Genomic DNA, 21,002 nt, shown 5'->3' on the forward strand with positions numbered 1-21,002 from the left:
CAGATCAATTAACAAACAATAAAATAATTAAAAACTCAAAATGATTTTTTTATTGACCTTAAATTGGTGCATAGGTATAGTTCAAGAACACTTAGCCAGTCATATTGGTTATAAATGCCATCATTTTCTGCTCCTAAAAAAACCACCAAAAATTCGCATCAATGGACTTATCTTTATGCTCTGTATCTTGGCATAGATAATGGCAAACTTTCTATGAGTATGATCAAATACAGTTTTGACATAGTTCTAGCCAATAATGATTTAGCCACCAAGGCAATGCAAGAATGGATAAAGTCACCAATAGGCGCATCAACAGCTACTCTCATTATTTTTAGCGCAATTAGCGCCTCTTTAATCACACACTATGCCATTGCAGAAGATAAAAAGCCTTTTAGAATAGTCATTATACTTTGGCCTTACGTCCGCGACTCGCTGAAAAGCTTACGTAACGCGTTACGTGGAACAAGCAGTACTCTAAACTTAATTTATATTCTTGAGTTTCAAGACATAAGACACTTAATTATCCCAATTGGGCTTTTTATAGGTGGTTTATCTGTATTAAATCGTATTTGGATACGTTACAAATCGGATCAGTATCATGAGATGTTAGAAGTAAATGCACAATTGCTTGCAGATCTTAAAAAATTAAACACCTTATCGCCACAGCAAATTGATAGCCTGCGTAGAAAAATAGCAAAGCAATCTAATGCATTTAAAGCATGCTCTTTATTAGCGTCGATTTTATCGGGTCTGATTGATGGAATAAACCCTTATATAGGATCACTCGTTTTAGTGACATGCTCACCTTCCATGCTCCTATTAATTACAAGTTTTTGTGGTGTTTATTTTTTCGCAACCTTAGCAATGCGTATTGATGAAGAAATGAACTTACAACAAGATTTATTAATTACTCAAAAAAAAGTTGAATTAACTTTATTGGAAAAAGAAATCGTTCTTCTGACTCATTCAATCACTCAGTTAAGTGAATACTTGGTTCTTTATTCATGTCATAAAGAGTCATTTTTAGATGAATACACTACTCTCTCAATTTATCTTAACTCTAAGCTTGAAGAACAAGAAAAGGAAAGGACCGCATTATCACAAATAACTCGCAGAACACCAAAATGTTTACAAGGAGCTCAACTTGGATTAAATGCCTATAAGTATGTGATGCTTCTCTTTAGCACGTGCATTTTTTTGTCCCCGATTAAACTTCCTTCACTTCCTTCTGAACATCGTGCTCTATTGGGAATGAGCTCACTAAGCGCTGGAATTATTTACGTTTTTTCCTCATCTTTTTTACGACAATGGCTAGAAACCATGAAGTCTTATTTTAAACCAAATAATTCACAAAAGAATCACGATTTAGCGCTTAGCACTAAAATAACCTCATCATTTCAAAATTCAAATAGTTTTTTTTCATATTCAAAACAACAAGAACCCTCCTACTTAATTTCTAAAGTATGCAGAATAAACTACTAAAGCATTTATTATGAAGTTCCTACTTAGAAACAGAGCAAGAGCCCAAATTATGGACTCTTGATGAACCTCTTTGGGCTAAAAACATTACTTCTTAAGTTATTTATTTGCTCTTAGTACAGGTTTCGGAGCCGAGCTTGTTGTCTGATTGTAATGTCCAATTACCTTGCAATGAACCATCTGACTTTAACTCAAACACTTCGATTCCAATTGCATCAGGTTTTTTAGGATCCCAAAATGCGACTGAAATAGCGTTAGGTAAACTTCCTACCATAACTCCTGTACCATAAAGAATAGGATCCCCCTTACTATCATCCCATTCAAAAGTATATGTGTCATTTCCTTTCGTTACTGAGAGCGTAGAAGTGCTGGTGTTATTGGAAGGATCTGCTCGCTGACATTGATAATCCCCTTCAGCATTAGGAGCTGCGGTATTACTTGTATTTGTTGGAGAGCTACCACTATTGGTTGATGTATTAGTATTAGCCGGAGTGCTTGTTGTAGTATCTGCATAGGTTGTTAGGGTGGATAGCGATAATGCGGTAACTAAATAAACACTCTTCATTACAGTTTTCATAATAAATTCCTTTTTTCATATCTTATCTATATGAGCATCTTCATTACTTGGCTTTAGTGCACGTCTCGGTGCCCCCTTTATCTTTGTTACTTTCTGAAAAATAACCATCTAAAGTGCCATCAGGTTTAATATTAAAAATTTGAACTGTAGTAACAGTTGGGGATTTAGGTTGCCAGAATATATATCCAATAGCATTGTTTACATTTTTATTGATTACTCCCTTGCCAATATAATATGGAAATACGTTACCCGTGGGAATTCCTGAAATTTTGTATACATCTCCATTTTTTTTGAAAACTATAGTTTCTGTTCCATCATTAGGGGTAGAAAACGGATCATGATAGGTACATTGGTATGATCCTGAAATGTCAGGTGCATCAGAATATACACTCGTTGAGACTGCCAAGATCCCCACTAAACTTGCAAGCGAAATCTTACTAATAACTCTCATAAGAACTCCTTTTTCGTATCGTCATTCAAATCCATAAGGCTATAGTAAATATATGTTACGCTATAAAGAAAAGCAAATTTATCCCCCTCAATACTATTTAAAATCTGATGAACTCCTTAATCCCATCTTTTGTTCATCTAATGATTCAATGAGTTCTTTCAAGCGTCCTTGGTTTAAAGCCATCTTTTCAAAAAAACCTATACGCACAGGCATACCACGAATAGAGTTTTTCCATTTTTCTGCTGCCTGACATTTTGTCTTCCCAGAAAGGGACAAAAAAGAATGTTTGAAACGAGTATCCTCTTGCCGCTGCTTTATATATTTCTCTAAAGAAAATAGAGTAATCGCCGTATGAACCAGTTTTGCTTCTCTGCTGGTTAGACTACGCATCTGTTTTTGAGCTGCCGCGGTAAAGTCTAAAGCGGCTGTGTAAGATTTATCCTTTTGGGTATCAAAATCAAGCTCTAACAACCGAAGTGTCTCATCCACTAAAACATCATCACTCTTAATTGAATCTATTCTACTTTTCTGAATAAAAGGATAAATCCATCGGCACTCGTGAGTCATCTGCAAAAAATCCGCACGACGATTGGGAATTAAATGAGCAACCTGCGATAAAGCATCAACCATTTTTAAGGATCGAGTATCTACATAATCTTCTTGATCATGAAAAAAATTAAGACAATCTGTTATTTTTTCAGTGAGCGTTTTAAAAATTGCGAGCTCAGAACGTCGCTCCTCGTCAGTAGTGTACTGACGAAAATGAATCAGATAAGGAACTAAATGGAGTTGTGCCACGGTACAATATTTATAAAGCAAATAAAAACTGGCTTGCAGTAAAAAGAGTATGTCTTTTAATTTTTGAGTTTCTTGTGTCCGTTTTGCAGAAAAACTCTCATTCAAACGTAACAATGGATAATTATTATCAAGCTCATCCAGCCGTGCATAACCTGACATACGGCTCGCAGAAGTCAACAAAGCGAGAAGCTCAGTACTTTTTAATTCATTATCTGGCGCGCTGTCATAGCGATTTTTTAATTCTTGAAATAAAAGAGGATGATGACAATCTCTCTCTAACAAACCTGCTTTAACCAATTGCTTTTGAAACGCAAGCCAAGGAGTAACAAGAACATCATTCTGCCATTGCTCATGAGATAAATAATGAGCACTCCGACTCCAAAATTCATGAATAATTTTTTGCACAGAAACCATCATCTCAGATGAAACATCCTTTTCCTCATCATATATTTCAACGATTTCTTTGAGACGGGCGACAAATTTAATGAATTTATCCGCGTTTTTTTCCAGTAGAATTTTTTTTTCTAATTCATCAATTAGCCTTTTAAATTCACCGACCTTCATCCTTTTACTCCATGTCTGATAAGATAGTTAGCATCTAGTATTATTTGTTCAACAAAAAACCCAATTAATTAACATTCTATCCAAACATATAACAGAATATTTATTTTAAATCTAGAGCATGTCCCTATATCATGACACATTAAACCTAATAAAAGACAATTAGAGCTTTTTCACCACAATAAAATTTTACTTAAAAAGTATAACCACTCATTTTAGGGTGTCTAAGATGATTAAACGACGATATTGAGAAGTATATAAACAGGAAATCCCTCATCAATAACAAAAAAATGTAGGGAAAATCACTCTGGACGAAGCGTATTTCACCAACTATTATGGCAATATCACTCTCTTTTTATAAATGATTATTTATTCGTTTAGAAGGATATTTACGCCAATGTTTGATTTTACTGGAAGTTATACTGATCAATATCAACTCACTATGGCCCAAGTTTATTTTTTAAAAGGCCGTGAAAACTCTACTGCAATTTTTGATTATTTTTTCAGAAAACTTCCATTCGGCTCTGGATATGCCATTTTTGCCGGCCTTACTGACTTACTCAATATATTAGAAAATTATCATTTTAATGAGCAAGATATTCATTTTTTAAAAAGCACAGGGATACATCCTAAGTTTCTTGATTATTTAAAGAACTTTCGTTTTCGAGGAACTGTTTATGCTTCATATGAAGGCGATTTAGTTTTCCCTACTTGTCCTGTAGTTTCTATAGAAGCCAATATTATTGAAGCCCAACTCATTGAAACAATTTTATTAAATTTATTAAATTTTCAAACTCTTATCGCAACAAAAGCCAGCCGGATCCGACAAGTAGCAGGTCAATGTAAGTTAATTGATTTTGGTTTGCGCAGAGCCCAGGGCCCAGGAGGATATTATGCGAGTCGGGCAGCAATCATTGGTGGCTTTGATTCTACGAGCAATGTGTGTGTAGGACGTGACTATAATATTCCTATTTCAGGGACTATGGCACATTCATACATACAAAGTTATGACACTGAACTGTCTGCATTTCGTGATTTTGCAGAGATCTGGCCTGATAATTGCTCGTTACTTGTTGATACCTATAGCACGTTAGAAAGTGGTGTTCCCAATGCGATTCGTATAGGTAAAGAAATGGAGCAACGTGGACACCGTTTACAAGGAATACGATTAGATAGTGGTGACTTAGGAGACTTAGCTAAAAAATCACGCCAAATGCTTGATGAGGCAGGACTACATTATGTAAAAATTATCGCATCCAATCAGCTTGATGAAAAAAGAATAAAAGAGCTGCGTGACCAAAATGCACCTATCGATGCTTTTGGTGTTGGAACAAATTTGGTTATTGGGGCCCCCGATGCCGCCTTAGATGGAGTATACAAATTAGCTTTTATGGATGAAAAACCAAGAATTAAGCTGTCAGAGACCATAGGTAAAATTACTTTACCTTATAAAAAACAAGTGTATAGACTATTAAATGATGATACTTTCCTAGGAGGAGATGTTGTTGCGCTTAGGAATGAAACTGATTTTGGGAGCATTCATTCTCCCTTTGAACGCGGAAAGTTATTCGCTTTTAAACATTATAAACAAGAGCCTTTACTTCATAAAGTCATGGAAAAAGGTAAGTGCACCTTTTCCTTACAAACACTCCAACAAATCGCACAATACAGCAAAAAACGTTTACAAAAACTTCCTGAAGAATTTAAACGATTTGAGAAACCCAGTATCTATCAAGTAGGCTTAAGCAATCAACTCCACGAAAAACGAAATCAATTAATTAAAGAATATCAAAAATATTCCAATGAAAAAAATAAATAAGACCTTAATCATTATTGATGTACAAAATGATTTTATGCCTGGTGGCTCACTTGCAGTATCTCATGGGGATACCATTATTCCAATTATTAATCAGTTACTTCCTAAATTTGATTTAATTGTAGCTACTCAAGATTGGCATCCTCAAAACCACACCAGTTTTGCATCTAACTATCCAGGTAAAAAACCTCTCGATAAAATAATAGTACACGGAATAGAACAAATACTATGGCCTAATCACTGTATTCAAGGAACTTTTGGTGCAGAATTTCATCCCCTGCTTGAAATAAAACCTATAGAAGCTATTTTTCGCAAAGGTATGAATCCTGAAATAGATAGTTATAGTGGTTTTTACGATAACCAACACCAAATAAACACAGGATTAGCAGGTTATCTCCATGGAAAAGGTGCTAAGAAACTTTATTTTTGTGGTTTATGTGCTGATATTTGTGTGTATTTTTCAATAAAAGATGCACTTAATGAAGGGTTCAAATGTTATCTCATTGAAGATGCTACTATGCCCCTTCACCAAGAACGGTTTAAAAAAATCAAAGCAAAACTTATTCATAGTGATGTCACATTATTAAAGAGCAATGACATTTGATAACTGATTAGCGATGCATTGCTAACAATTAGTTTATCCTATAACCCTACCCACTAAGTTTTATACATCGTTGCAAGCTCGTTTGGCTCAATCATGTATTTGAACCTCACTTTACTTGTGCCTTATCTAGGCTTAGTAGATGAGACGCTATACCATTTTTGCATAGATCATATGATGGTTATAACCTAAATCAGCCAAGATAGGATTTCTGTCAACTAAAGTGATATAACCTTGTTTTTGCAAATAAGAATTAAGCTTTTCAACGCGATTTTCTATATTATGAACCTCAATGCTTATCTGGTTAATTATAGAAAACTGCTTCGGTTTAATACTCTTTATAACATCTATTTCAGCACCTTCAACATCTACCTTTAAAAAATCAATATGCCTGATTTGATGTTGTTCGATAAAGTGTCCTAATGAGGTCAACTTACATGTAATTTGAGTTATTCGTGTTTGCTTTTTATAATTTTTTTTAATGAAATAATTCCGAAAAAAGGGTAACCATTTTAATTGATAATAAAGAAATTTATTTTGCCAAGGGAGTAGCTTCAAGAGCGTATTATAATCTAATAAAGGTTGAAAATTTGAAATCAACTTATCTTGGGGCCTATAAGTTGCAGTACCTACACTTTCTCCAAATAGAGTAAATGCAGCCTCACAATCTTGGGCCACATCACTGATGCCCGTATTGTATAAATGCACCTTATTTTTAAAGCATTCTAAATTTTTTTGCAAGCAAGAAAAAGTCGTTGGAATCGGTTCAAAACCGTAGATCTCAGCATTATAATTACAATGTTGCAGAGCAAATAATGAAAAAATGCCAATATTTGCTCCTACATCAACAATGATCGCCCCAGGATTTAAACTAAGAAAATCGAGTAAATAAGTTTTTTGTGAAAAAATTTCATAGATTAATCCTTGAGTTTCAAGTTCATTTATAAAATAGAGCTCACCAATTGCAAATTTTTTTTGTGAGATCTCAGGAAACATAACTATCCTCCTTAGTATAAGGATATTTGGTCATTCCTGCTAAAATTAATCTGTCTCCAGTATGTGGTGTTTTTCCATGCAGGCAAGAATAATTATCGATAATCAAAAGATCCCCTGGTTGCCAGGAGATTAAAAATGTATTTTTTTGCACTGCTTCGCTGATCAATAAAGATTCTTGTTTTGAAAAAGACGTACCATCCCCATAAAAAGCCAAATAAGGATGCATGCTGTTTTGCAATAAAATAAAAGAAACAATAGGGTTTTTAACCATTGAATTAATATAATCACTAATACCATTGCAATGACGAGAAAGCTGATTACATTGATTGAACCATCCTAATTTACCCGTTATAGGATGTTTTCTGCTGGCAGGGAGAAAGACCTCCGTCACTAAATCATTTCCTCTCCATTTAAATTGTTGTTTGGTTTGATGAAGTATGTTTTCAACCTGTTTTTTTTCATAAGTATTAAATTCCTCCATCCAAGTCTTAAATACAGGGGCAATCCCCATTAATTGAATGATTTTATATTTTATTCCATAACTGTAATAATGTCGGCGATATAAAACACCTTTTAACTGTAATTTTTGTTGTAAGGACTCTGGAAGAGAGAGCCAAATTTGATGGCCATTAGCAAGCGAAGTACAGCCACCTTGTTCCGCGGCTTGAATACAGTTAAAAAAGATATGTGTTGGAAATTCAGAGCTGTAGGATTTTTCATTATGTAACGCAATAGGATAACTCGCAGGATAATTGGATGAAGTAAATACACCCTCTTGAATTTTTGTTCTTGGAACAGGGCAAAAATCATAATTATAATTTGCGCCTAAATCACTAGCTTGAATTACTTTTCTCAATTGATCAGGAGTGGTCACGTTAAATCCACGAAAGAGAATGGCATGATAATGGAGCAAATGCTCTTTAAATAAAGTATTTTCCTCTTTAAGAAACCGCACTAAATCGTTAATATCTGCGCATCTTGTTGCTGGAGGTTGTATCAGCAATGGTAATTGTTGCTTATTTAAAAAAGCATAATGGAGTTGCTTATGTATCATAAAATCTCCTAATTACTTCTTTATATTATGGAGCTAAAACTTTGCCTGCAACTAACCTAATTTCCGATTTTGATGTGACGGATACACGCTCGCCAGGCAATAGAATTCCAATTAAATTTAATGGATCCATCGATGAAATAATTCGAGGTATATTATCTATTTCTTCATTCCGTACCGCTCGCAAAGAATCAACTGCATAAGGAAGAGCAAATTGCTCACCTAAAAATCCATCGACGAACCGTCCTCCACGTACCTCGCCGCGTAATTCAAGACGTCGCAAAAAAATGAGTAAATCTCGCCAGCGGGGAATATTTTTTTCACGTACAAGCAAATCACGAAAGATTACTCCATAACGCTCTAAAAGCATCCAACATGCTGCTTCTACGCGTTTTTCATGATCTTCTTGTGCATGAACATGTAATAAAGACCAACGTCCCGTACTGAATGGAAACATAGGGTTACGTCTATGCCGTCTACTTTGTTTACGTTTCGTACTCATCAAAGTCCGCACATTATCAAAACTATCTGCGGTTACCATTCCTGCTGCAACTAATTCCCATAAGCCATTTTCTACTTCAATTTTCAAATTTCCTGTCCCACGTACAATATCTGCATAAAATGAAGCACCATATTTTTGCAAAAATCTATAAATATTGCGGGCTGGATAACTAAGACTCGTTACTTCGTCAACATTATCTATAGATACATGGGGTGGAATCCAATCCACCTCTTCTCGAACAAAAAAAGTAATCGGGGCATTTCGAGTTGGTAATAAGCGTCGAGATTTTTTTGTTTCTTCATCTGAAAGCACTACAGAAGGATGTGGTGATACCCTCCCCCATCCTACTATGCCACTCATACATAACTTATCGAGCATCAACGCGTCATAATCATGTACGCGCACAGGGAAGATATCGGTTTCCCATGCGCTTGCAGCCAGTTCAAAACCTTGTAATTGTCTGATTACTGCAAGCAGTCCTCTTTCACCCTTCATCTGATGGCCCTTTCCTATGTGATGCCATTTCAACAACCATGCCATAAATTGAGCTTGACTAACAGGTTTGATTTGTTGACGTAAAGATTCTGTTGTAGCGCGATGAATACGAGCAAGTAATCGACGTTCACACCATTCTCGTTCACCGGCATACGGTGCACGAAAATGTCCACGTAGCACATACCCACTTGCTTCTAATTTCAATAAAGCATGCGCTACATCTAATGGAGCAAGACGGAAACAATCGCTCAATTTTTCTTGGGTAATTGGGCCTGTATGCAATAACCAACCTTGTAACGTTTTGAGTAGAGCGTCTTCGTATGTGATTGGTTCTTCTTTGATATCTACTACCTTATGAGTAAATAAGGCATGCGGAAAAATACAATGAAAAGTCTTCTTTTTTTCAGTAGACACATAATAATTTTTACCCGCAACAACAGCCAATACAGCCCGTCCTTCCCGTTGTAACTCAATAAAATAGTGTTTCCACTGTGGCAAAGTGGATTGTAATTCGGTCATTTGAATGAGTTCTGGAAAAACAATAACTGTTTGCAGCACATCATGTAATTCATCTGCAGAACGAATGTCTGGCCACACCTGTTCCTGAACCCCAGACACAGCCTTAGGATCGAGTTGCCCCACTTCTTCTAACATTGATTCTGGTAATACACGACGCATTTCAACCGCGCGTGAACGCCTCTCTTCTAAAGGAGCATCATCTAAAAATGCATAAGGGTTAGCATTTAAAATTTCATGAGAAAATACTGAGGGAACTGGAGTATCTACAGCAAGGCAAGTAATATGCTGAGTTTCAATATCATGGATTACTTTTGTTACTCCATCAATATCCAAAGCATCCATTAAGATATCTTTCATAGTCTCCTCAATAAGCGGATGCTCAGGCAACGCTACATCTTGCCCCCCTAAATTATCCTGACAAGCAGCTGCATCTGGAAACACAGCAGCTAATAAATCATCAGCAAGCATTCGTTGAATATTAGGGGGAATTTTTTTACCACCCCGAAAACGTAATAATGATAATGAGCGCGAAGCTACCGCACGAAAGCGCATACCCAATAAGGGTGATTGTAATACTGCTTGGGTGACTACCTCTTTTAATGTGTTTGTATGCAAAAAATGAAACACATCCGATAAAGGGAAACTATGTTGTTCCGTTAAGGAAATATTTAAACCATTATCTGTAGCAGCAGCCTGTAATTCAAAATTAAAAGATCGGCAAAATTTCTTTCGTAAAGCTAATCCCCAAGCTTTGTTAATCCGTGCACCAAATGGCGCATGGACAATCAGTTGCATGCCACCACTTTCATCAAAAAATCGTTCAGCTATTATTGTTTTCTGAGTGGGGACTGCACCTAAAACTTGTCGACCTAAACGTACATACTCAAGTAACTGTTCTGAAGCAGAAGCATCAAGGCCACAATATTTCATTAACCATTGAATGGCTTTTTGTATCTGCGGGATATGCCTTGCATCAACAACTTGGGGTATTTTTTCGGGTAACAAAACATTAATTTTTTCCCGAAGTTGAGATACTTGTAATGATAACTCGATGCTGCGTGCAGGGGCTTCTCCTAACCAAAAAGGAACACTGGGTGGTGCACCATATGCATCTTCTACTAACACCCGACCATTTTCAATACGCAGCACCTTCCAAGAATTTGTCCCTAGCAAAAAAATGTCCCCACGATTGCTCTCTACAGCAAAATCTTCATCTAAAGTACCAACCATGGCATTATCTGGCGTCGCAATCACTGAAAACAAACCATTGTCGGGAATTGCACCACCACTGGTGATTGCTGCCAAACGACTCCCTCGTCGTCCTTTAAGGATATGATTCACTCGATCTCTATGGATATAAGCACCGTAACGCCCACGTGATCCGGCAATTCCTTCTGAGAGCATAGTCAGAATTTCATCGAATTTTTCTGCTGTCAAATTACGGTAAGGATAAGCATTTTTAAAATAACGAAAAAGTACATCCTCTTCCCAATCCTGAGTGGCACAGGCAGCCACAATTTGTTGAGCTAAAATATCTAAAGGTTCCTCTGGGATAATTAACTGATCTAAATCTCCTTGGCGGATGGCATAAACTAATGCCGCACACTCTAACAATTCATCCCGCGTAGTTGCAAAAATGCGTCCTGTAGAGATCGATGCATGCCAATGCCCTGCTCTACCAATACGTTGTAATGCGGTAGCAATAGCTCGTGGAGAACCGATTTGGCACACTAAGTCAATATGACCAATATCAATTCCTAATTCTAATGACGCTGTAGCAACCAGAACTTTCAGCGTGCCATTTTTAAGTTGAGCTTCTGCTTCAAGACGTAATTTACGGGATAAACTACCATGATGCGCTAATACCTTATTTTCACCTAAACGTTGTTCCAAATGATGAGCAACACGTTCCGCTAATTTTCGTGTATTAACAAATACTAATGTAGCCCGATTTTCTTGGGCTAAACCTGCGATCTTTTCATAAATCTCATCCCACATTTCATTAGAAGCAACGGCAGCTAATTCACTTTCTGGTATTACAACTTGCAAATCTAATTGCCGAGTGTGACCAATATTGACCAATTTCACTTGAGTCTTTTTAGAACCGACTAGAAAGTTTGCCACTTTTTCTAAAGGTTTTTGGGTCGCAGAAAGACCAATACGAATAAATGATTTTACAGTAAGTGCTTCTAAACGCTCTAAAGACAAGGCCAGGTGAGTTCCTCGCTTGTTATTCACTAAAGCATGAATTTCATCGATAATAACCGTATGAATACCTGACATATTCATTCGACTTTTTTCAGCAGTTAACAGAATGTAAAAAGACTCTGGTGTAGTAATCAAAATATGGGGCGGTTTCTTGAGCATTTTTTGGCGCTCGTTTGTTGTTGTATCCCCAGTTCGCACTGCAACGCGAATTTCAGGTAAATCAATACCTCGCTCTTTGGCTAACTCACTAATTTCTTGTAAGGGTAACAACAAATTCTTTTGTACGTCATTACTTAATGCCTTAAGTGGTGAAACATATAATACTTCAGTGATGTCTGGTAAATTTCCTGTTGCTGCTTTATGTACTAAACCATTTAAACAGGCTAAAAATGCAGCTAAAGTTTTACCCGATCCCGTAGGCGAAGAAATGAGTGTATCAAGGCCGGCCAAAATAAATGGCCATCCTTGCTCTTGTGGTTCGGTAGGTTTACCTATTTTTTGGACAAACCAATCTTGCACCAACTGATGGGCCCAAGAAATGCTTTGATAATTTGATGAGTTCATGAGATTAATGATAAATAAGCAAGTTACACTACATAGTATAGGCAACCTCGCTAAGGTGTCTGCCTCTATTATGCTTATTTTTAAATGTACTACTTATTGCTCAGTATCATTATATAAACTTATTTTTAAATTTTTATCCTGGATAATCAATGCTAATATTTATCTTATAAATAATAAAATCAAAAAAGGAATTGTTTTATGAGTCGCATGCTTCTCTTTACTTCAGGACTCATTGTAATATGGATTACTGGTTATTTCCTTATTGTGGGAAGTCATGTATTAATTCCTTTAGTTATCGCCATTTTTATTTGGCATCTTCTTAATACCATTAGTAATATTATTCAAGGAATACCAATGGTAGGTACCCGGCTACCTGGCTGGTTAAGGATGATTTTTGCTTTTGTCATTGTTGCTGTTTTCATTTTTATCTTCATAAACATTATTACGAATAACGTCAATAATGTCATAGCTGCATCAAATCGCTACCAAGAAAATTTATTAGCCATTTTTAGCAATATTGACAAAACACTACATATTGAAATTTTATCGAGTCTGAATCAAATGATAAAATCGCTCAATTTACAAACGATTTTAGTCAATGCCTATGGAGTATTCTCAACTCTTGCGAGTTCCACTGTACTCATTCTGCTGTACATTGCATTTTTATTTGCAGAACAATATTTTTTTCTCAATAAAATTGATGCTCTTTTTCCTACTTTAGAAAATCGTATTCTCGTAAATAATATTTTGAATCATATTGTAGTGAATACTCAAACGTATCTAGGCTTAAAATCCATTTTGAGTATTATTACTGCTATTTCCAGTTGGATTATTATGAAATGGGTAAAACTCGATTTTGCAGAGTTTTGGGCTCTTCTTATTTTTTTTCTCAACTTTATACCCAATATAGGTGCAATCATTGCGATTGCTTTTCCGGCTTCGTTAGCAATAGTACAATTTACCAGCTGGATTCCTTTCACAAAAATCATCTTTGGTTTAGGAACAGTACAATTTATTGTGGGAAATATAATTGAACCTCGTTACTTGAGTAATTCACTCAATTTAAGTCCGCTCGTGATCTTATTTGCCTTGGCAGTCTGGGGAGATATATGGGGACTACTTGGCATGTTTTTGGCTGTACCAATCACTGTAATGATGATGATTATCTTTGCTCATTTTGAAAAGACAAGACCAATCGCAATTCTTTTATCTCGAGATGGAAATGTTTTTAGAACCTATGAATTATTGCCTGTAGAAAACTCCCCTGATCAAAACTGGTCTCAATATTAGGCGTTACTTATTTATTTCATGTGAGTTCGATATAAAAATAAACGTCATTTTTATATCGAACTGATAAATGCGACGCATTTTATGGGATAATGTTCATTTAGCGACATAAGGCAGGGAAATGCCTTTACGTTGAACTCCCGTTATTTAGATTCCCAGAATGCAATAGGTGCACCACCGGGATCTTTGATGATTGCAAAAAGTCCCATGTCCCCTACATGAGTAACGCCTTTTAGTTCCTGAGCCCCATGCTGTTTTGCCTTTTCTAAGGTTTCTGCAACATTATTTACCAAAATATAAGCCATCCAATGAGGGGGAATGATGTTTTGTTGATCGGTAGGAATTTGCCATATACCCGCAATTTCTTGATCGCCTGATTGGATAATAGTATACGTCATTTCATCAGAATGAATTTCTTTATAGTGCCAACCTAACAATTTACTGTAGAATTCTTTAGATTTTTTTACATCAGCAGTAGCTAATTCATTCCAACAAAATTGACCTGTTGCTTGTTGCGACATAATTAATTTCCTTATCTTATTAAAACGTGAGTTTAGCACTTGGAATAATAGCTCATAATTTTAAAATTGGTTAAAAAAATTAATTATTATTAGCCACTCTATAAACTTAAAAATATCTTAGTGAAAAATCGAATTAAAATGATGAATAAGAAATTGTAAAATAATAAGAACAATAATCACTATAGGAATCATTAAAGGAAACGTACCCTTGTTAATAGGTTTGCTTCCACTGTTGACATTTACATTCATACTATTGAAATTTGTTGAATCATAAAATGTATCTTTATCAACAATTATTGCTTGAGGTGGTAATTGTTCTGATTCAGTTTTTATACGATTGTTTTTCTTTACGGCCGTGCCTATAGCTAAAAACTCGATTAAGCCATTACCTAATTGATAAACATACGTTTTAACCCCTACTACATCGTCAGCACCTAAGGCTTGAGCTTCATCATTGATTATGGCCAAGGCATTTTCCCGAGCATGATAAATCATTCGGGTTAGTTCATTAATTTCTCCACGTACAAATGCTTTAATTGTTGAAGTAATTCCACCGATTAATCCCAAAGAATAAACCGAAGTTCCTAACAATAACTTCATGGGAGTATACCCCATACGCGCCATATTCCACATTTCAATATTAGTCATATCACTTGTTACTATCTCGTTCCCCACATCTCCCATTAATTGAGGGTTATAAGAAGCTGTTCCTATCATAAGCATTTCATTAACGCCACCAAAAGGTAAAACCGTTGTTTTAATACCAAGAACAGCATTGGCTTTATACTGTCTGGCATGTGCAGTGATACGAGTTAAAGCTAGGTGTCTGGTTTTATTAAAAATGTCAGAGTATTCCTTAATTTCGCCACGTCCTAAGGTTTTCAAACTTCCAATAATACCTCGCCCCAACCCCATAGAATAAGCAACATTACCAAAAGAAAAACAAATCGGTTGGTAGCCTGCATCAAGTTGTGCATACAATTCCTGACCATCAGCCGAGGTCGAAAACTTCTCCTTATTCGCTCCTTCTTCTCCATAAATCACTGATCCTATAGATAAAAACTCAACGTTTGCTCCATGAAGAATCAGCTGGCTGGTTACCCCAGTAATTCCAGTCGCATTCTTGCTGACCGCCTCTTCTAACATACGTTTATAGGCCGTTTCTCTACCCTCTTCTATAAGCGAAGTAATTTGCGTTAATTCGCCACCTAGTATCACTTTAAAACTTGAACCTACGCTTCCAAGAATACCTAAAGAACGGACACTATTTCCAACCACTATAGGACCTGGTGAGTAATTTTTAAGTTGTAGACAAAATAGTTCATTACCTGATAATCCTGTAGTAACTGCCATTATCTATTTTCCTTAAAAATATTCTTATATACATAGTGTAGTTGTTATTTGTAATATAAAGAGGAGAAAAATTCTTAAGAACGTGCGGGATAACAATCGCCCCATTTGGAATCAAAATATGCAGCGAAAATTACTCAAATATTTCATGTGTATTTTTTACGCTCATACTCTTTATGCAGACTCTAATAATCCTTGTAACAATCTATTGAATGTCATAAACAGTCCAAGTAATCTCACCAGCACATGTTCAGTACCCTTTAAAAAAATCTTAATTGAATTAAACTATATTGCGCAACCCATCAATGGTCATCAAGGTCTTCAACAAAATTTTCCCAATGCAGAAATTCGTTTTGGTCTGCCATCGAACAATGAATTCTATATCGATATGCCTAACTACATTCAGCAAAAAAGTTTTCCTGGATCAGGAAATACCACCACTTTTTTAAACTTTAAACACTCTATTTATTACAATCAACAATGGATGTTTGCACTTGAAGAAGTTGTTAATACACCAGGAGGAAATGCTGCCTATGGAAGTCATGGATGGGGATCTACGTTTAATAGTGTTGCCAATTATACGATAAATGACTACTGGAGTCTCTCTGGAATGCTGGGTATAAGCAGACTTAGCGATCCTGCACTGACTGGAGGGCATTACTTTAATAGTATTAACCCTGATATCCTTTTAAGTTATTCAAGAGACAAGCTCCTTATTTATGGCGAAGTATACGGACAAAGTAAAATTAGTGCATCTGAAGGAGCGGGCTATAACTTTGATGGTGGAATTTTATTTCATATTTATCCCAATACTGTATTAAGTTTCAGTGGGGGACAACAACTTTATAATTATTTAGGTGGCATTACTCATTATATTAATTTTGGAATGTATGTGATGCTGTAACCTCCTCCATATCTGGCGAATTTAAGAGCCTATAAACATCATGATGAGTCTCCTCTTTACTTATGCGTTGTTTTTGATAAGCATCATTGACGCAATAAATCATATAGGCAAGTGTTAGTCCGAGGGCAATTGGCCAAGAAGCCGCTGCTGCAGTGATAATAAAGGCAATTCCACCAACATTAAATCCTAAGGCTTTCCAGAACTGTTGATAACTTTGAACATGTTCTTCATTAAGGATCTGGAGTAGCTGTTGATGATGTTCATCGTTTAGGATCGCTCCATTCAATAATTCACGTTGTACTGTTAGTTTTGCTTTTTGATATTTCTTATAATGCTCCGAAGTATTGTACAATGCATTGCCAAGCATACCAAAAAACGCGAGACCCGCTAAAGCGAGTGGCCCAGTACATAACATGCTGATTGCAAAACTGACAGCGATTATATTTGCAGCGAAAATATTGATCGCGAAATAGGAGCATTGAGACTCCCATTCATCATTTAATACATCAATCTGACGTTGAATTACAGCATACTCAAAAAATGTTGCCTCTTTTTGCTGTGCTTGTAGTTCTTGCAAGCGTTCATTATGTTGATTTGCTTCAAAAATCCACTGTGCCAAAAGTAACAGACTATCGAAAATCAGAAAAGTAACAACGATTGGTGAAATAAGTGCTTGCGCAATGTGAAAAAAATGATTGTAAGTAGTCAACAAACTCACCGTAGCCCATACCATGTCACTAGCCATGACAAATCCGCGCTTCTCCATTTCTTGCTGAAGAACTTTATTAGCTGATAACTTATCTCTCATTACTGACTGGATTAAATGTTTGATCATCAGGATCAGATTTAGAAGAAAACGAAACGTAAAAAGTGCAATACCCAAGTTGGTTATTGCCTTGCTCGATTTATTTAAAAAGTCCATCCCCTCAGTAAAACTATATGGATTGTCAATTATTTTATTTATTTCTTGGATGAATTCGGCGATAGAGCTCTTTTGCAAGTAAGTAATGAAATATTTGGCTAAACTACGGCTATAAGTAAATCGAGATCGCTTGGCATTTAGATCACCAACACATTTGCGTATCTCAGAAACGCTCATAAAAATAGACAAAGAATGCTGAAAATTTATTCTTAATTCGTTTAATATAAAATCAGGGAATTTATGAATTACTTTTGGTTTCTTAACAAGATCGTTGTGAAAAATTGTTTCTATTTCTTTGCGCAATTGCTTTAATTTTTGCAGATCAGAATTTACGTAATCAGATTGGTAATATAAAATCAACACATCACATAAGTACAATAAATAAAATACAGCTTCATTATCGTTTAACCAATAAGATTTATTCGATAAAACAACTTGATGTAATAAAGAAAATTCCTTACGTAATTGATCTAAATTAAATTCATCTTCTTTAAAAGAAAAATCGTGTTTTTCATAAGAATTATTAAAAAAAGCATGCTTTATGAGGCTTATTTGGGATTTTCTCATAAAATAGCCCGAAGAAAGAGTAGCGAAATTGTACTATGACTTGATGAAAAATGATTAAACAATAGTGTTAATTTTTTGCAAAAAAACAGTTAAAAGCTGACAAAATTGGATTAATAAAAATAGATAAATGATAAAAGCCAACAAGAACCCTCTTTTTTTTATAAAAACTAATTGGTACACTCATGGCAAAATACCCCCCTAATAGTTAGAGATATAAGTTGATTCTTGATGCAGATAAGCCTTTTAATTCTAATGAAAAAAATCAATCAGAAGAGAAGGTTGTTATTATCATTCCAACATACAATGAAGCGTCAGTCATTCAAGCAACAATAGAACAAGTATTTGCATCAGTATTAGTAGAGAACTATGATATTCATATTTTAATTTTTGATAGTGCCTCTACAGATAACACCCAACAAATTGTTACTTTCCTCCAAAAAGAGTACCCTAAATTGCATTTAAAACACGAGCCGACAAAATCAGGCCTTGGTTCTGCTTATTTGCAAGCGATGAATTATGCATTAACCTCTCTAAATGCGGATATTGTTTTTGAATTTGACGCTGATCTTTCGCATCAGCCTAAATATATTATTCCTATGCTGGACATGCTTAAAACTCATGATTGTGTCATAGGAAGCCGTTACGTCAAGGGAGGGAGCATTCCTAAGAACTGGGAATTGCATCGCAAACTATTTTCTGTATTAGGTAATTATGTTGCAAGAGCCCTTCTTACGTCTAAATACAAAGATTTCACTAGTGGATTTCGAGCTACACGTCGTCAGCAATTAATGAAAGTGCTTCCTAATCAATTTCTTACAAATCATTATGCATATAAAATTCAGTTATTGTGGCTGTTGCATAAAAATAACGCGAAGATTTGTGAATATCCAATTAACTTTATTGATCGGAACATGGGTTATAGTAAATTACCCAAAAACAGCATTGTTGACTCCCTGCGAGTTGTTTTTATTTTGCGCTATTATGAAATTAAGCGCTATATAGCCATGTGTCTCGTTGGTTCTTTGGGGGTCATCGTACAGTTTACTACATACAATATTTTGCGCAGCCATTTTTCTTTTCCACCCTTTGAAGCATCAAGAATCGCCATTGCAGCAGCCATTATCAATAACTTTATTTTGAATAATAAATTCACATTTAGAATGAAAAGCAAAATACCTCCATCAATGAAAATAAAGCGCTTAATTATTTTTGTTCTTTATTCTATATTTATAATCTACGTACAAAGTTATTGGTTACACTTTGGTGTTCTTTGCTTTGGTAGAGGACCTATTCGAGAAAATATCATCATGGGTTTGGGCATAGGTTTAATATCGCTTTTAAATTATTACATTTATTCTCGCCACGTATGGCCAGATAAACACGTTCCACTGGAAAATACTGATGATACGTACACCACGTAGCATTTATTTATGCCTTTTTCTTTATTTTGCTCTGATGTTAGGGATAGCCCCCATTAATATTTTATCTCTTGATACTTATTATTATTGGGATTGGAGCCGCCATCTTGCTTTATCCTACTATGATGGTTCTCCCATGATCGCCTATTTTATTAAATGCGCAACCTTATTATTCGGCAATAATCTTTTTGCTTTAAATTTTGTAGGCATTATGGTAGCAGCGATTTGCTGTAGAATTATCTACAAAACTGCGCGATTTTTTTTATCTCAAGAAGCAAGCTGGATTGCCGCACTAGCGTGGCTATTCTCCCCACTTGTGACGCTGGATATTCTGAAACAGACTACTTACGACACTCCTCTTACTTTATTTTGGGCATTAACCCTTTATTACACGGTAAAATTGATACAAACAAACAAAACTAAAGAGTTATATTATATTGGCATCAGTGCGGGTTTGATGATGCTGTCAAAATATACAGGCATTGTCTTAATTCTATCTTTACTCATTTTTGTAATCTGTAGTACTTACCGATCTCTTTTTAAAACAAAGCATTTTTATTTTGCCACAATTGTTGCGATCCTTATTTTTAGCCCAGTAATCCTATGGAATTACCAAAATCATTGGCAATCTTTTATCTATCAATTAACCACTCATCAACTAAATCACACGGTTAATCCCTTTTATAATGCAGTCAAAACTTTTTTTACATCTTTTATCCCTGCACTTAATATTATGCTTCTGCCTCCTTTTTTGGTAAGTAGCAAAAATTTGGATGAAAAAAATGCTTTAACGGTACGACTATGTCGTATCATCTGTTTTACTTTTTTATGTTTTTACATCTATGCAGCAAGTAAAGCCGAGATTAGGGTATTTTGGCTTACCCCGTACCTAATCAGTAGCGCAATTTTATTTGGATATAGCTATACTATTTTACCTTATCGTAAATTAGCTGTTTCATTAATTGTCATTTATAGCTTAATTAGCCTCTTTATCCTGATTGATAATACCTCTAAATTTAATCTCATTAACTCTAAAAAACTTGCCTTTTATCACTTGATACAACAATTCAACACCACCTATCCCCAACTACCTAATACAATTCTTACCTCTGGTTGGTTTCAAGCGCGTATGATGTTTTTTCTTAAAAATAAACCAACTGTTTATACTTTAGGTTGTGGTACTGCCCAAAATCAATATGCATTGTGGAGTACAGAAATTAATAAAAAAATTAGTGATAAAACATTAAAAGAAGTACTCTACATTGATAGATATGATAGGCAAAACTGCTTGAAAAGATATTTTGATCACTGTGAGAAAATACCTACGCAGAAATATCCTTTTAGGCATAAAGAATATGCATTGAACGTTTATCGATGCCAAAATTTATAAATACAATATAATAATAGCATGCAAA

General features: G+C 35.4%; 16 protein-coding genes. 7 read left to right on the forward strand and 9 right to left on the reverse strand.

Translation table 11 applies throughout. From position 1 onward, the window contains the following. The first annotated feature begins 114 nt into the window (after positions 1-114). Positions 115-1,482 (forward strand): hypothetical protein, encoded by a 1,368-nt coding sequence (locus DYH34_RS13665; protein ID WP_238589474.1) that lies wholly within the window; start codon positions 115-117, stop codon positions 1,480-1,482. Positions 1,483-1,582: 100 nt separating this feature from the next. Here the strand turns inward: DYH34_RS13665 and DYH34_RS13670 are convergent, their stop codons facing one another. From DYH34_RS13670 to DYH34_RS13680, 3 genes are all read right to left on the reverse strand, one after another. Beyond that, positions 1,583-2,056, reverse strand: coding sequence for a hypothetical protein (locus tag DYH34_RS13670; protein WP_058464512.1), 474 nt, complete (start codon positions 2,054-2,056; stop codon positions 1,583-1,585). A gap of 43 nt (positions 2,057-2,099) precedes the next feature. Continuing rightward, positions 2,100-2,507 carry a hypothetical protein gene (locus DYH34_RS13675; RefSeq protein ID WP_058464511.1) on the reverse strand — a complete coding sequence of 136 codons (408 nt, stop codon included), beginning with the start codon at positions 2,505-2,507 and terminating at the stop codon, positions 2,100-2,102. A gap of 93 nt (positions 2,508-2,600) precedes the next feature. Continuing rightward, positions 2,601-3,869 carry a hypothetical protein gene (locus DYH34_RS13680; RefSeq protein WP_058464510.1) on the reverse strand — a complete coding sequence of 423 codons (1,269 nt, stop codon included), beginning with the start codon at positions 3,867-3,869 and terminating at the stop codon, positions 2,601-2,603. A 394-nt stretch (positions 3,870-4,263) separates the two neighbouring features. Between DYH34_RS13680 and DYH34_RS13685 the strand changes: the two genes are divergently transcribed. Both DYH34_RS13685 and pncA read left to right on the forward strand, forming a co-directional pair. Next, on the forward strand, positions 4,264-5,685 hold the full coding sequence (locus DYH34_RS13685; protein ID WP_058464509.1) for a nicotinate phosphoribosyltransferase: 1,422 nt from the start codon (positions 4,264-4,266) through the stop codon (positions 5,683-5,685). Then, positions 5,669-6,286 carry a bifunctional nicotinamidase/pyrazinamidase gene (gene pncA / locus DYH34_RS13690; protein ID WP_058464508.1) on the forward strand — a complete coding sequence of 206 codons (618 nt, stop codon included), beginning with the start codon at positions 5,669-5,671 and terminating at the stop codon, positions 6,284-6,286. The genes DYH34_RS13685 and pncA overlap by 17 nt, the downstream gene beginning before the upstream one ends. Positions 6,287-6,433: 147 nt before the next feature. Here pncA and DYH34_RS13695 read toward each other — a convergent pair whose 3' ends face one another. From DYH34_RS13695 to DYH34_RS13705, 3 genes are read right to left on the reverse strand one after another with little or no spacing between them, the layout of a single operon-like run. Further along, positions 6,434-7,279 (reverse strand): FkbM family methyltransferase, encoded by an 846-nt coding sequence (locus DYH34_RS13695; protein WP_058464507.1) that lies wholly within the window; start codon positions 7,277-7,279, stop codon positions 6,434-6,436. Beyond that, on the reverse strand, positions 7,269-8,333 hold the full coding sequence (locus tag DYH34_RS13700) for a TauD/TfdA family dioxygenase (RefSeq protein ID WP_058464506.1): 1,065 nt from the start codon (positions 8,331-8,333) through the stop codon (positions 7,269-7,271). Before DYH34_RS13700 ends, DYH34_RS13695 begins: the two co-directional genes overlap by 11 nt. Positions 8,334-8,358: 25 nt before the next feature. Continuing rightward, positions 8,359-12,618 (reverse strand): DEAD/DEAH box helicase, encoded by a 4,260-nt coding sequence (locus DYH34_RS13705; protein ID WP_058464505.1) that lies wholly within the window; start codon positions 12,616-12,618, stop codon positions 8,359-8,361. A gap of 198 nt (positions 12,619-12,816) precedes the next feature. On the opposite strand from DYH34_RS13705, the gene DYH34_RS13715 reads away from it, so the two are divergent. Further along, a complete protein-coding gene (locus tag DYH34_RS13715) occupies positions 12,817-13,908 on the forward strand; it encodes an AI-2E family transporter (protein ID WP_058464503.1) in 1,092 nt (363 codons plus the stop codon). 140 nt (positions 13,909-14,048) lie between these two features. Here the strand turns inward: DYH34_RS13715 and DYH34_RS13720 are convergent, their stop codons facing one another. Together DYH34_RS13720 and DYH34_RS13725 are read right to left on the reverse strand one after the other, a co-directional pair. After that, complete coding sequence (locus DYH34_RS13720) at positions 14,049-14,426, reverse strand: VOC family protein (RefSeq protein ID WP_058464502.1); 378 nt, start codon at positions 14,424-14,426, stop codon at positions 14,049-14,051. Positions 14,427-14,543: 117 nt separating this feature from the next. After that, positions 14,544-15,779 carry a heavy metal-binding domain-containing protein gene (locus tag DYH34_RS13725; protein ID WP_058464501.1) on the reverse strand — a complete coding sequence of 412 codons (1,236 nt, stop codon included), beginning with the start codon at positions 15,777-15,779 and terminating at the stop codon, positions 14,544-14,546. Positions 15,780-15,897: 118 nt separating this feature from the next. Between DYH34_RS13725 and DYH34_RS13730 the strand changes: the two genes are divergently transcribed. Beyond that, positions 15,898-16,680, forward strand: a complete 783-nt coding sequence (locus tag DYH34_RS13730; RefSeq protein WP_058464500.1) for a transporter family protein — start codon at positions 15,898-15,900, stop codon at positions 16,678-16,680. Here DYH34_RS13730 and DYH34_RS13735 read toward each other — a convergent pair. Continuing rightward, positions 16,652-18,169 (reverse strand): hypothetical protein, encoded by a 1,518-nt coding sequence (locus tag DYH34_RS13735; protein ID WP_058464499.1) that lies wholly within the window; start codon positions 18,167-18,169, stop codon positions 16,652-16,654. The genes DYH34_RS13730 and DYH34_RS13735 overlap by 29 nt on opposite strands. A 218-nt stretch (positions 18,170-18,387) precedes the next feature. Here DYH34_RS13735 and DYH34_RS13740 point away from each other — a divergent pair, with 218 nt between their 5' ends. Then, complete coding sequence (locus DYH34_RS13740; RefSeq protein ID WP_058464498.1) at positions 18,388-19,590, forward strand: glycosyltransferase family 2 protein; 1,203 nt, start codon at positions 18,388-18,390, stop codon at positions 19,588-19,590. Next, positions 19,571-20,977: a glycosyltransferase family 39 protein gene (locus DYH34_RS13745; RefSeq protein ID WP_058464497.1), complete on the forward strand. Its 1,407-nt coding sequence runs from the start codon at positions 19,571-19,573 to the stop codon at positions 20,975-20,977. Before DYH34_RS13740 ends, DYH34_RS13745 begins: the two co-directional genes overlap by 20 nt. Positions 20,978-21,002: the final 25 nt, after the last annotated feature.

It is taken from the genome of Legionella cincinnatiensis (assembly GCF_900452415.1).
In the GTDB taxonomy this organism is placed as follows: Bacteria; Pseudomonadota; Gammaproteobacteria; order Legionellales; family Legionellaceae; genus Legionella; species Legionella cincinnatiensis.